At 63.7% G+C, this 13,365-nt stretch carries 10 protein-coding genes; 7 read left to right on the forward strand and 3 right to left on the reverse strand.

What is annotated here, in order from left to right:
• Positions 1–25: 25 nt before the first annotated feature.
• The 3 genes from Q7O19_RS03910 to chlG are packed head-to-tail and all read right to left on the reverse strand — an operon-like array spanning position 26 to position 3,491.
• A complete protein-coding gene (locus Q7O19_RS03910; protein ID WP_303808775.1) occupies positions 26–1,273 on the reverse strand; it encodes a geranylgeranyl diphosphate reductase in 1,248 nt (415 codons plus the stop codon).
• The gene (locus Q7O19_RS03915) at positions 1,270–2,589 is read right to left on the reverse strand and encodes a BCD family MFS transporter (RefSeq protein WP_303808776.1); all 1,320 of its coding nucleotides are present in this window, start codon (positions 2,587–2,589) and stop codon (positions 1,270–1,272) included. Before Q7O19_RS03915 ends, Q7O19_RS03910 begins: the two co-directional genes overlap by 4 nt.
• The gene (gene chlG / locus Q7O19_RS03920) at positions 2,586–3,491 is read right to left on the reverse strand and encodes a chlorophyll synthase ChlG (RefSeq protein ID WP_303808778.1); all 906 of its coding nucleotides are present in this window, start codon (positions 3,489–3,491) and stop codon (positions 2,586–2,588) included. The genes Q7O19_RS03915 and chlG overlap by 4 nt, the downstream gene beginning before the upstream one ends.
• Positions 3,492–3,650: 159 nt before the next feature.
• On the opposite strand from chlG, the gene bchF reads away from it, so the two are divergent.
• The 7 genes from bchF to puhA all read left to right on the forward strand — a co-directional run bounded on the left by bchF (position 3,651) and on the right by puhA (position 13,357).
• Positions 3,651–4,184 (forward strand): 2-vinyl bacteriochlorophyllide hydratase, encoded by a 534-nt coding sequence (bchF, locus tag Q7O19_RS03925; protein ID WP_369692408.1) that lies wholly within the window; start codon positions 3,651–3,653, stop codon positions 4,182–4,184.
• Positions 4,181–5,461 (forward strand): ferredoxin:protochlorophyllide reductase (ATP-dependent) subunit N, encoded by a 1,281-nt coding sequence (locus tag Q7O19_RS03930; RefSeq protein ID WP_273435414.1) that lies wholly within the window; start codon positions 4,181–4,183, stop codon positions 5,459–5,461. Before bchF ends, Q7O19_RS03930 begins: the two co-directional genes overlap by 4 nt.
• Before the next feature lie 3 nt (positions 5,462–5,464).
• Complete coding sequence (gene bchB / locus Q7O19_RS03935) at positions 5,465–7,051, forward strand: ferredoxin:protochlorophyllide reductase (ATP-dependent) subunit B (RefSeq protein ID WP_303808780.1); 1,587 nt, start codon at positions 5,465–5,467, stop codon at positions 7,049–7,051.
• Positions 7,041–10,736 carry a magnesium chelatase subunit H gene (locus tag Q7O19_RS03940; RefSeq protein ID WP_303808782.1) on the forward strand — a complete coding sequence of 1,232 codons (3,696 nt, stop codon included), beginning with the start codon at positions 7,041–7,043 and terminating at the stop codon, positions 10,734–10,736. Before bchB ends, Q7O19_RS03940 begins: the two co-directional genes overlap by 11 nt.
• A gap of 11 nt (positions 10,737–10,747) precedes the next feature.
• Positions 10,748–11,647 (forward strand): ferredoxin:protochlorophyllide reductase (ATP-dependent) iron-sulfur ATP-binding protein, encoded by a 900-nt coding sequence (gene bchL, locus Q7O19_RS03945; RefSeq protein ID WP_022680698.1) that lies wholly within the window; start codon positions 10,748–10,750, stop codon positions 11,645–11,647.
• Entirely contained in the window at positions 11,644–12,354 is a 711-nt protein-coding gene (bchM, locus tag Q7O19_RS03950) for a magnesium protoporphyrin IX methyltransferase (RefSeq protein WP_303783641.1), read from the forward strand. Before bchL ends, bchM begins: the two co-directional genes overlap by 4 nt.
• A 229-nt stretch (positions 12,355–12,583) precedes the next feature.
• Complete coding sequence (gene puhA / locus Q7O19_RS03955) at positions 12,584–13,357, forward strand: photosynthetic reaction center subunit H (RefSeq protein ID WP_303808784.1); 774 nt, start codon at positions 12,584–12,586, stop codon at positions 13,355–13,357.
• Positions 13,358–13,365 lie beyond the last annotated feature (8 nt).

Raw genomic sequence — 13,365 nt, forward strand, 5'->3', positions numbered from 1 at the left:
GGGCCGCCCTTGGCGTTGCGGCCGGTCAGACCTGCGCCCGCTTACCGGCGCTGTCACCTTCACGCACACCGCCGCCCGACAGGATGCCGGTGATCAGCTGCACGCTGTCCTTCAGGAAGATCTTCACATGGGCCAGCGGCTTCTTGCGCGCCAGTTCCTTGTTCATATAGGCTTCCCAGGTCAGCTGCTGGATGTCCTTGTCCATGCACAGCTTCACGAACTTTTCGCGCATCGTGTCGCTGCGGTACCACCACCACTGCATGATGCCGAGCACGCGGAAAACGGTGCCGTGCGCCTTCAGGAACCGCTTGCGGGCCAGGCCCAGCTTGGCCGGATCACCGCTGGCCAGCGCTTCGGCGGCGGCCTTGGCGGCTTCGCGGCCGGCGGTCATCGCATAAAAAATGCCTTCGCCGCTGGCAGGGGCCACGCAACCGGCGGCGTCACCAGCCACCACAACATCCTTGCCATTGTCCCACTTCTTGCGCGGGCGCAGCGGGATGGGGGCACCTTCCACCCGCACCGTCTTGCAGGTCTCCTCGGTCATGCCCAGCTCTTCGCGCAGCTTGCCGACGGCCTTGCGCAGTTCAAAGCCCTGAACGGCGCTGCCGGTGCCGATGCTGGTTTTGGATCCATGCGGGAACACCCAGGCATAGAAATCCGGGCTGTGCTTGCCTTGGTAGAACACGTCGCAGCGATCACCGGCAAAGCCCTTGAAGCCTTCGGGTGGACTGTCCACCACTTCGTGATAGGCGGCAACGAAGGGCAGTTTCTCATCGGGCAGGGCCGCGCGGGCCACGGCCGAATTGCAGCCATCGCAGCCGATCAGCATCTTCGTCATCACCCGCACCGGCTCGGAACCACGTGAAGCACCCTTGGGTCGATATGTCACGACGGCGGTGCCATCGGGTTCACGCTCCAGCGCTTCGAAGGTGCCGTCGCGGCGATCGGCGCCGTTCTTGGCGGCGCGGGCGCGCAGCCATTCATCGAACATGTCGCGATCGACCATGCCGACCCAGCCGCCTTCGCCTACCGGCATGTCCACTTCCCGGCCGGCGGGGCTGATCATGCGGGCACTGTTGGCGGTTGTGCACAACTGCTCGATCGGCACGTCAAAGTCTTTCAGCAGCCGCGGCGGCACGGCGCCGCCGCATGGCTTGATGCGGCCCATGCGATCCAGCAGCATCACCTTGTGCCCGGCCAGCGCCAGATCATTGGCCGCCGTCGCTCCCGACGGGCCGCCGCCAACCACCACAAAGTCGAACATCTCATTCATGCGACTGCCTCTTCCAAATTCGGCCTGCCCGCCGGGTTGCTTTCCATCCGGTCATTCAACCGGAAAGCGATGATCGCCGCCAGCAGAAACAGCACAGCTTCCGCAGCAAACACCAATTCAAAGGCCGGCGCATCGGCGCGCAGGGTGGCGCGCAGCCGATCCACGGCAAAAGCGCCAGCAAATCCACCAATACCGAAGGCAGCCGCTTGGCTTGCGCCCCACAGGCCCATGCGGATGCCTTCATGCCCCGGCCCGCCGCGGCCGGCCAGTTCCAGCATCGATCCGATGGCGGCCACAGCAAACATGCCATTGGCAAAGCCCAACAGGGCAACATTGATGGCCAGCGGCCAACCCGGCCCGGCCCGCGCGGCCAACGCCAGGCTGGCCAGCGCCACGGCCGAAGCCAGGCAGCCGGCAACGATCCAGCGCTTCAATTTCATCCCTGCGCGCCCGCCAAAGGCGTGGCCGCCCACGCCCACCAGGATCATGCCGGCCAGCACGCCCTGGTGCTGCACGCCAGACAGGCTGGTGGATTGGCCCGGCGTCATGCCGAACACAAGGCCGGCGAACGGCTCAAGGATGAGATCCTGCATGGAATAAGCCAGCATCGAGAAGAACACGAAGATGCTGAACAGGCGGGTGAGTGGGTCGCCCCAGATGCCCTTGAGCGCCTCGCCGAACGGGGCGGCCTCTCGCTTCTCCACGGCCTGCGGTGCGCCTTCGATGCCCCACACAGCGAGGCAGGTGACACAGAAGGCCACCGCCACCACGCCGGCCGCCACCGCGATCAATCGTTGCGGTGAGAAGGGATCGAGCAGCGCGCCGGCCGTGCCCGCCGAAATGACGATGCCAACGATCATCATGATCCACGTCAGGCTGGCCGCCGCTGGACGCCGCGCCTCAGCCGTTCGGGTGGCAAGCAGGGCTAGCAGCGAGGTGCCGGCTGCGCCAACACCGATTCCGATCATCGCATAGGCCAGCACCAGCGCTGCAAACACCGGCCAGACCGGCCCGGCCAATAATGTGGTGGCAAATGTGGCGAGGATGCCGCCGCCGCCCAGAACGGCCATGCCGCCGATGATCCACGGCGTGCGGCGCCAGCCGGCGTCACTGCCATGGCCCCATTTCGGGCGGGAAAGCTGTACGCCGTAATGGAAGGCAACCAGTCCGGCTGGCAGCGCGGCGGCCATGGAGTATTCCACGACCATGATGCGGTTGAGCAGCGAGGAGGCCAGCATCACAATGGCGCCCAGTGCGCTCTGCACCAGGCCCAGCCGCGCGATGCCGGGCCAACTGAGTGGGGCCTGCGTGGTCACACAATCACCGACAGACCGAAGGCGCTGGTCAGCATGCCGAGCACATAAAGTGTGGTGCCTGTCGCGTTGTAGAAGGGCGCATTGGCTGCCGGCGCGGCCAGCACGCGCTGCATCAGCACCACCTGCATGGCGAGCGAAAACGCCACCATTGCCGACGGCCAGTGCAGGCCCCAGCGCGCTAGCAGGATGATCACCACCACTTGCGGCAGCGCCATCGTCCAGCAGGCGATTTCGGCGGCATTGCGCTCGCCCAGCTGCACCGGCAGCGAATTGACGCCGGACTGGGCATCACCCTTCACCGCCTTGAAATCATTCAGCACCATAATGCCGTGCGCGCCCAACGCATACATGCACAGCACCCAGATGATGCGGCTGTCTGGCACGCCGCCAGCCATCACCGCGGCACCGGTGAACCAGCTCACCCCTTCATAGGCTGCAGCGCACACAAGCGGCCCGAGCCAGCCATCAGCCTTGAAGCGCAGCGGCGGCGCCGAATAGGCCCACGCCATGGCGACGCCAACGATGGTGGCAACGCCCACCACCGGGCCGATAAGAAAACCGACGGCGAGGCTGATAATGGTGCCGATGCAGGCAATGTAGAGCCCCCAGCGGCCGGGAATACGGCCCGACGGGATCGGGCGCTGCGGCTCATTGATGGCGTCCACATGGCGATCAAACCAGTCGTTGATGGCCTGGCTGTTGCCGCACACCAGCGGCCCGGCCAGTATCATGCCGGCGATCAGCAGCGCCCAGCGGTCACTGAGCGGCACGCCCGACGAAACCACCCCGCACAAGAACGCCCACATCGGCGGGAACCAGGTGACGGGCTTCAACAATTCCAGCACGTCACGCGGGCGCAACACGGCGCTCGCCGGCACGGCGGGTGGGAGGACATGTTCCATTGTTCCAACCTAGTCGTGCCACTGCCGGCCCGTCAACGCAGGCGTGGCGCCAGCGTTACAGTTTCGTCACTTCGCCGCGCGTGCGCAGTTGACAGAAGGGGGCCGGATGATAGGGTTTTTGGCGTAATGTCCGAGGGGTCTGAAGGCTTGTCTGCATCGTTGTCACCGCCTGCGCCGCGGCCGCTGTACACCCCGGAAGAGCGGGTGCGGCGTGACAATTCGAAATGGACGCTGGTGCAGGGCTTGTTGGCGCCGGTGCAGTTCCTGATCTTTGGCGTCAGCCTGTATCTGGTGATCGATTATCTCAACACCGGCAGCAACTATGATTGGGCGGTGTGGTCGGTTGTCGTCAAAACGGTCGCGCTTTACACGATCATGATCACCGGCGCCATTTGGGAAAAGGTGGTTTTCGGCCAGTATCTGTTCCACGACAGCTTCTTCTGGGAAGATGTGTTCTCGATGTTGGTGATCGTGCTGCACAGCCTGTATGTGTTCGGCCTGTTTACCGGCATCGCTGATGAAGGCGTGCTGTTTGCCACTGCGCTGGCGGCGTACGTCGCGTATGTGATCAACGCCGGGCAGTTCGTGTGGAAATTGCGCCAGGCACGGCTGTCGGCGCCGGCCGCACAGCCGGCTGCGGCAACCGAATCGGATGCGGATGTGTCCGAACCGCTGGTGGCACAGGCGGCATGAGCAGCGCCGGCCCCGCTTCAGGCTGTGATGCGCCACCGGTGGGCGTTGATGGCATTTTGCGTGAACGCGGTCAGCGCGAGGTGTTCTGCGGTTTGACCGGCATCATCTGGCTGCACCGCAAGATCCAGGATGCCTTCTTCCTTGTCGTCGGCAGCCGTACCTGCGCGCACTTGCTGCAATCGGCCGCCGGCGTGATGGTGTTCGCCGAACCGCGTTTCGGCACGGCCATCATTGAGGAAAAGGATCTCGCCGGTCTTGCCGACGCAAACGAGGAACTCGATCGCGTCGTCAACCGCCTGCTGGCTCGGCGGCCCGATATCAAGTTGCTGTTCCTGGTTGGCTCCTGCCCGTCCGAAGTGATCAAGCTTGATCTGTCACGCGCGGCGCAGCGGCTGAACGGCCGCTTTTCGCCCAATGTGCGCGTGCTCAACTATTCGGGCAGCGGTATCGAGACCACGTTCACGCAAGGCGAAGACGCCTGCCTGTCCGCGTTGGTGCCTGATCTGGCGTTCAGCGACGAAAAGCAGCTCATGATCGTCGGCAGTCTGCCCGACATCGTGGAAGATCAGCTTACCCGTCTGCTCGGCGATCTTGGCATCAGCAAGGTCGTGTCGCTGCCGGCCCGCAAGGCCGGGCAGATGCCGGGCGTTGGTCCCAATACCAAATATCTGCTGGCGCAGCCGTTTCTGGCCGAAACCGGCACCGCGCTCGACAAGCGCGGGGCGGAGCATCTGCCGGCGCTGTTCCCGTTCGGCGCCGAAGGCACCACGGCCTGGCTCCATGCGGCAGCGCAGGCCTTCGGTGTGCCGGAAGCCCGCTTCGAGCAAGTGATCGCCGGTCCGCGTGAACGCGCCCGCAAGGGGTTGGCGCTCTATCGCGAGAAGCTGGCCGGCAAACGCATCTTCTTCATGCCTGACAGCCAGTTGGAGGTGCCGCTGGCGCGCTTTCTGGCCGGCGAACTCGGCATGGAATTGGTCGAAGTTGGCACGCCCTATTTGCACAAGGGCCATCTGATCGACGAACTCGCTGCGCTGCCCCCGGGCACGATGATTTCCGAAGGCCAGGACGTGGACAAGCAGCTTGACCGCGTGCGCGCCGCCCGACCCGATCTGACGGTTTGCGGGCTCGGGCTTGCCAATCCGTTGGAGAAGGAAGGCCTGTCGACGAAGTGGGCGATCGAACTCGTCTTCTCGCCGATCCACGGTTACGAACAGGCCGGTGATCTCGCTGAACTGTTCTCGCGACCACTCCATCGTCGTGATCTGTTGAGGGTCTGACCGATGCAATTGACGGTCTGGACATATGAAGGCCCGCCCCACGTCGGGGCAATGCGCGTCGCCACCGGCATGCGCGATCTGCATTATGTGTTGCATGCGCCGCAGGGCGATACCTATGCCGATCTGCTCTTCACGATGATCGAGCGGCGGGATCATCGCCCGCCCGTCACCTACACCACCTTTCAGGCCCGCGATCTGGGCAAGGACACCGCTGAACTGTTCAAGACGGCGGCGCGCGACGCCTATGATCGGTTCCAGCCGCAGGCGATGATCGTCGGTTCCAGCTGTACGGCTGAACTGATCCAGGATGATCCGCACGGCCTGTCGCTGACGATGGGGCTGCCTTGCCCGGTCATCCCGCTCGAATTGCCCAGCTACAGCCGCAAGGAAAATTGGGGCGCGTCGGAAACCTTCTACCAGATCGTGCGGACGCTGGCGGACAAGGAGCGAAAGCCGCTGCCGGCGGTGGGCGAGAACGGCCCGCGCCGGCCCCGCGCCAACCTGCTGGGCCCCACCGCGCTCGGCTTCCGCCACCGCGATGATGTTTCCGAAATCATCCGCCTGCTCGGCGATCTTGGCATCGATGTGAATCTGGTGGCGCCCATGGGTTCCAGTCCGGCCGACATTGCCGGCATCGGCGAGGCGGATTTCAATATCTGCCTCTATCCCGAAATTGCGGCGCAGGCCTGTTCGTGGTTGGAGCGCACATTCCGTCAGAAGACCGTGAAAACCGTGCCGATCGGCCTGCTTGCAACCCGCGAATTCGTCAGCGAAGTGTGCGCCGTGGCGGGGCTGCCCGTGCCCACCGTTCTTGATCAAGGTCGCATGGGCTGGTGGTCGCGCTCGATCGATTCGACCTATCTCACCGGCAAGCGCGTCTTCATCTTTGGCGACGGCACCCATGCCGTCGCTGCCGCACGCGTGGCCAGCGAAGAACTGGGTTTCAAGGTTGTCGGCCTCGGTTGTTACAATCGCGAATTTGCCCGTGAAGTGCGAGCTGCGGCCGAGAAATATGGCGTCGAGCCACTGATCAGCGATGATTATCTGGCGGTGGAAGAGGCCATTGAAGCGGCTGCGCCGGAACTGGTGCTCGGCACGCAAATGGAGCGTCACATCGCCAAGCGCCTGCGGCTGCCCTGCGCGGTGATTTCGGCGCCCGTCCATGTTCAGGATTTCCCCGCCCGACACAGCCCGCAGATGGGCTTCGAAGGCGCCAACGTGTTGTTCGATACCTGGGTCCACCCGCTGGTGATGGGCCTGGAGGAGCATCTGCTCACCATGTTCCGCGAGGATTTCGAGTTCTCCGATGCGGCCGGGCCGAGCCACTTGGGCCACGCGTCGGCGACGGCTGCTCACGCCGCACCGGCCGCCGAACAGGCGGAAGGCGAAGTTGCCACCATCACCGCGCCGGCACCCATGCCTGCCGAACAAGGCGGCTGGACGAAGGAAGCCCTTGCGGAATTAGGAAAAATCCCGTTCTTTGTGCGCGGTAAGGCCCGCCGCAACACCGAGCGCTATGCTTCCGAGCATGGCGTGACCCCCATCACCCGCGATACGCTGTACGAGGCAAAATCCCATTATGCGCGCTGATACCCCGCCATCGAAACAGGATCGGCCGGATCACTGCCATGTCGTGATCGTCACGCTCGACAACCATCTGTCGGGCGCGGTCGACCGGGCGCGCGTGCGCTTCCAGAAGATGGGCCTGCCGGTCTCCATCGGTTTCCACGCCGCCGCCGATTGGGACAAGGACGGCAAGCTGGACGCCACCCGCGCCGACATTGCGCGCGCCGATATCGTCATCGTCACCATGCTGTTCCTTGATGAACAGATTCGCATGATCAAGGATGCGCTCACCGCGCGCCGTGAAGAGTGCGACGCGATGGTGTGCCTGATGAGCCAGTCCGACGTCGTGAAGATGACGCGGATGGGCGATTATCGCATGGATGCGCCGCCCAAGGGGCCGCTGGGCTGGCTGAAGAAGCTGCGCGGCTCCTCCAAGGAGGGCGCGCCGAACAGCGGCGCCGCCCAGCTGGCCGTGCTGCGCCGCCTGCCCAAGCTGCTGAAGTTCGTGCCCGGCACCGCGCAGGATGTGCGCGCCTATTTCCTCACCCTGCAATATTGGCTGGCTGGCAGCGACGACAACGCCTTTCAGATGATTCAGGCACTGGTCGATCGTTATGCCGATGGACCGCGCAAGGGCCTCCGCGGCAAGGCCAAGGTGGAAGCGCCGCAGGAATATCCCGAAGTTGGCGTTTATCACCCCGATCTGCCGCAGCGTATGTCGGAAAACCTGGCCGATCTGCCGTGGAAAAAGGACGCTGTCGGCACCGTCGGCGTACTGATGCTGCGCTCCTATGTGCTGGGCAAGGACAGCAACCATTACGACGGCGTGATCCGCGCACTCGTATCGCGTGGCCTCAATGTCATCCCGGCCTTTGCCGGCGGTCTCGACCAGCGCCCGGCGATCGAAACGCTGATGATGAAGGACGGCAAGGCGACAGTTGATGCCGTCATCAACCTGACCGGCTTCTCCCTGGTCGGCGGCCCGGCCTATTCCGACGCCAAGGCGGCCGAGGAAATCCTTACCAAGCTGGATCGGCCCTATATCTCTGCCCATCCGGTGGAGTTCCAGACGCTGCAGCAATGGGGCGCCAACCGCCAGGGCCTGCTGCCGCTGGAATCAACGATCATGATCGCCATTCCGGAACTGGATGGCGGCACCCAGCCGATGGTGTTTGGCGGCCGTAGCGATGCCGGCGGCGAAGCCTGCACCGGCTGCTCGCGCGCCTGCACATGGGCGGCGTCGGACGGCGTGCGCGCCATGCAGTCGTGCCCGGAACGCGCCGAGGCGATGGCCGACAAGATGCTGAAGCTGGTGCAGTTGCGTCAAGCCGCAAACAAGGATCGCAAACTGGCGGTCGTGCTGTTCAATTTCCCGCCGAACGGCGGCGCGGCTGGCACGGCGCAATTCCTTGCGGTGTTCGATTCGTTGCACCGCACGCTCGTTCGGCTTAAAGGCGAAGGCTATGACGTGGAAGTGCCGGAGAATTCGGATGAGGTGCGCCGCCGGGTGATCGAAGGCAACGCCATGCAATATGGCCAAGAAGCCAATGTGCACGCCTTCGTGCCTGCCGATCGCATTGTTGCGACCGAGCCTTATCTGGCCGAGATCGAGCAGGAATGGGGCCCGGCACCGGGCAAGTTCCAGTCTGACGGCAAGAATGTACTGATCACCGGCGCACAGTTCGGCAACATGTTCGTCGGCATCCAGCCGGCCAACGGTTACGAAAGCGACCCGATGCGGCTGCTGTTCGATGGCCGCTTCGCACCGACCCATGCCTTCATGGCCTTCTATCGCTGGATCCGGAATGATTTCGGCGCGCACGCGGTCGTCCATTGGGGCACGCACGGCAGCCTGGAATTCATGCCCGGCAAGCAGACCGGTATGACCATGAGCTGCTGGCCGGAGCGCATCATCCAGGATCTGCCCAACATCTATCTTTATGCCGCCAACAACCCATCCGAAGGCGTGCTGGCCAAGCGGCGTTCGGGCGCCACGCTGGTGTCCTACCTCACACCCGCGTTGACCAATTCGGGCCTCTACAAGGGGCTTTCCGACATAAAGGCCAGTGTGGACCGCTGGCGCGCGACCGAGCCGGGCAGCCCGGAATTGCCGGGGCTGGAGGAAATCATCCGCGAACAGGCCGAGGCGATGGACCTTTATGGCAGCGATGTCTCCAAGCTCGCTGCCAAGCTTTATGAGATCGAGCAGGAACTGATCCCGCAGGGCCTGCACGTCTTCGGCGATGCCGAGAGCGAAGAGGCCCGCATCGACATGCTGGCCGCCAGCGCCCAGGCGCGCGGTGAGATCATCGATCGCGACACCATCGCCAAGCTGTTTCACGGCCGGATCGTGCCCAACACGCCGGTGCTGCGCGAACTTGCCAATCTGAACGCCGCCCTGTCGGTCAATCACGAGATGAACGGCCTGATCCGGGCGCTCGATGGCCGTTACGTGCCCCCGGTGGCGGGTGGTGACATCCTGCGTGATCCGGAAATCCTGCCGACCGGCCGCAACATCCACGGTTTCGATCCGTTCCGTCTGCCGTCGGCCTTTGCCTGCAAGGATGGCACGGCCCAGGCCCAGCGTATCCTTGATCGCGCCTTGGAAGACGCCGGCAAACTGCCGGAAACCGTTGCCATGGTGCTGTGGGGTACCGATAACCTCAAGAGCGAAGGCGCGCAGGTCGCCCAGGCGATGGCGCTAATGGGTGCCAAGCCACGCTTTGACAGTTACAACCGCCTTGCCGGGGCCGAGCTCATTCCGCTTGAGCAACTCGGTCGTCCGCGGGTGGACGTGCTGGTGACTCTGTCGGGCGTGTTCCGCGATCTCTTGCCGCTGCAGACCAAGATGCTCGCCGAAGCCGCGCTGCTGGCATCCGAAGCCGAAGAGCCGCTGGAGCTGAACTTCATTCGCAAGCACAGCCTTTCTTATCTGGAAGAACATGGCTGTGACATGGCCACCGCCAGTTTGCGCGTCTATTCCAACGCCGAAGGCAGCTATGGCGCCAACGTCAACCTGTTGATCGACAGCGGCGGCTGGACCGATCCCAACGAACTGGCCGACACCTACGAGAAGCAGAAGGGCTATGCCTACGGCGTCGACGGCAAGCCCAAGCGTCAGCCCGGCCTGCTCGCCAGTGCACTGAAGACGGTCGATTGCGCCTACCAGAACCTGGAATCGGTTGAGCTGGGGATCACCACGATCGACCAGTACGTCGACACGCTGGGTGGGATCAGCCGCGCCATCACCCGGGCCAAGGGCGGCGAATCGGCGCCGGTCTATATCGGTGACCAGACGCAAGGATCTGGCAAGGTGCGCTCTCTGCAGGAACAGGTTGCGCTTGAAACCCGCACCCGTACCCTCAATCCGGTGTGGATCGAGGCGCAGCTGAAGTACGGCTATGAAGGTGTGCGCCAGGTTGAAGCGGCGGTGACCACCACCACTGGTTGGTCGGCGACCACCGGTCAGGTCGACTCCTGGGTGTATCAGCGCATCAGCGAGACCTATGTGCTTGATGAAACCATGCGCCAGCGCATTGCCGAGATGAACCCGCGCGCTGCGGCCAAGATCGCCAACCGGCTGATCGAAGCGGCGGACCGCAATTTCTGGCAGCCGGATGCCGAGACAATGGCCGCCCTTCAGGCCGCCACCGACGCGATTGAAGACCAACTCGAAGGCGTAGCCCCCGCCGGTTCCCTGGCGGCGTAAGGAGAAGCGCAATGACGCTCATCATCGACAAGACCCGCAAACTGGGCCCCGGCGACGGCGAAGGCAGCGTGCAGGTCGCGCTTGATCCGAGCCAGAAGATCGAGGGCGCCAAGGTTTTCGCCGTTTATGGCAAGGGCGGCATCGGCAAGTCCACCACCTCGTCCAACCTGTCGGCGGCCTTCTCGCTGCTCGGCCAGCGCGTGCTGCAGATCGGCTGCGATCCCAAGCATGACAGCACCTTCACGCTGACCAAAAAACTGATGCCGACGGTGATCGACGTGCTGGAACAGCATGAGTTCCACCACGAGGAACTGCGGCCGGAGGATTATATGTTCGAAGGCTTCAACGGCGTGATGTGCGTCGAAGCCGGCGGGCCGCCGGCCGGCACCGGCTGCGGCGGTTATGTTGTTGGCCAGACGGTGAAATTGTTGAAGCAGCACCATCTGCTGGAAGACACCGATGTGGTGATCTTCGACGTGCTGGGCGACGTGGTGTGCGGCGGCTTTGCAGCGCCTTTGCAACACGCCGAACGCGCCATTGTGGTGACCGCCAATGATTTCGACAGCATCTTCGCGATGAACCGCATCATGGCCGCCATCCAGGCCAAATCGAAGAATTATGAAGTGCGGCTGGCTGGCTGCATCGCCAATCGTTCGGCCAACACCGACGAGATCGACCGGTTCAGCGCAGCCACCGGGATTGATCGGCTGGCGCAATTCCCCGATCTGGATGCCATCCGCCGCAGCCGGCTGAAAAAATGCACCATCTTCGAAATGGACGAGTCGCCGGAAATCCTGGCCGTGCAGAATGAATACAAGCGCCTTGCTGCGCTGCTCTGGGCCGGCGTGGAGCCGTGCAAGGCCGTGCCGATGAAGGATCGCGAAATCTTTGACTTCCTGGGGTTTGAATGAACGCCCACACGCCGAAGCAGGCTGCCGGATGGGACGCCAAGCGCGCCAGGCTGGAAACCTATTTCGACCGCACGGCGCTGGATGCCTGGGCGGCGATGACCAGCGATGCGCCGGTGTCGAGAATCCGGGCCACGGTGCGGGCCGGCCGGCAGGAAATGCGTGACACGCTGCTGAGCTGGCTGCCGCAGGACTTGAGCGGTCGCCGTATCCTTGATGCTGGCTGCGGCACCGGCATGCTGGCCATCGAGGTTGCAAGAAGGGGTGGGGACGTGGTGGGCATCGACGTTTCGCCTCAGCTGATCGAAATCGGCAAGGAGCGGCTGCCCGAAGATGTGAAGGGCAAGATTTCGTTGCACGCCGGCGACATGCTCGACGCCGGCTTTGGCGATTTTGATCACATCGTCTCGATGGACGTGCTGATCCATTATGAAAGCGATCAGATCGCCGCTGCCACGGCCAAGCTGGCTGAACGCACCCGCCATTCGATGTTGTTCACCTTCGCGCCCGGCACGCCGCTGCTGCGCACGGCGCGGGCCATCGGCCAGTTCTTTCCCAAGAGCGACCGCTCGCCCAGTATCATCCCGGTGGCCCATGATCTGTTGAAGGCCCGGCTTTCGCGAAGTGTGCCGCAGGCCAAGCTGGGCCGCGATCAGCGCATCAGCCGGGGTTTTTACACCAGCCACGCCCAGGAGGTGCTGCTGGGATGAACTACCTAGGCAAGAGCAGGGCGAAACTTCCTGCCTGGACAACGGCAAATCATTTCATTGCTGTTAGCTTCTGCTCTACCCACGGCCGTGGCCGGCATGCTATGACCCTCTTTCGGGAGTCATTTTCCAACCCGCAGGCGCGGCGGGGTTCGGTTTTCTTGTTTCGCGCCAGTTCGCCGCAGATGGGGCATCTCGTGACGAACAGCATCTTTGAGGGGAGACGCCTCGCATGACGAATGTGCATCTGGTTGGGGGCCTGGATATCGCAGAGCTCACCTTTTTCGCCTTCTTCCTGTTTTTCCTTGGGCTCGTTTGGTATCTGCGCGGCGAAGACCGCCGCGAAGGCTATCCGGTCGAGGATGATCTGACCGGCGCAGCCCATGGCGGCACCGAACCGCTGTTCTTCAAGCCGCCGAAAAGCTTTACGCTGCCGCACGGCCTGGGTGTTGTGACCACGCCGACAGCCAACGATCGCGACGAATTGCCGAGCAATGTGCTGCCGCGGGTTTGGCCGGGTGAGCCGCTCGATGTAACCGGGGACAAGCTCACCTCCGGTCTTGGCCCGGCCTCGATCGCCCAGCGCGCCGATCGCCCCGATCTCGACATGCATGGCGAGCCGCGCATCGTGCCGCTGCGCATGATCAAGCACCCGGTCGACGTGCACGCCAACGACGTCGATCCGCGTGGCCTGCCGGTTTATGGCCTCGATTCCGGCAAGGCCGGCACGGTCAAGGAACTGTGGATGGACCGCGCCGAATCCTGCCTGCGCTATCTGGAAGTGGATCTGGCTGGCGGCGCCGGCACTGTGCTGATGCCGATCACCATGGGCCGCGTGTCGCGCGGCGGTGTCGTGACCGATGCCATCACTGGCCAGCAGATTGCCGGCGTGCCGCGCACCAAGTCGGCCGATCAGGTTACCCTGCTCGAAGAAGAAAAGATCCAAGCCTATTATGGCGCTGGCTATCTGTGGGCGACCCCCGATCGGGCCGAACCGCTGATCTGATCCGGTTC

It is taken from the genome of Sandarakinorhabdus limnophila DSM 17366 (genome assembly GCF_945882885.1).
Lineage (GTDB): Bacteria > Pseudomonadota > Alphaproteobacteria > Sphingomonadales > Sphingomonadaceae > Sandarakinorhabdus > Sandarakinorhabdus limnophila_A.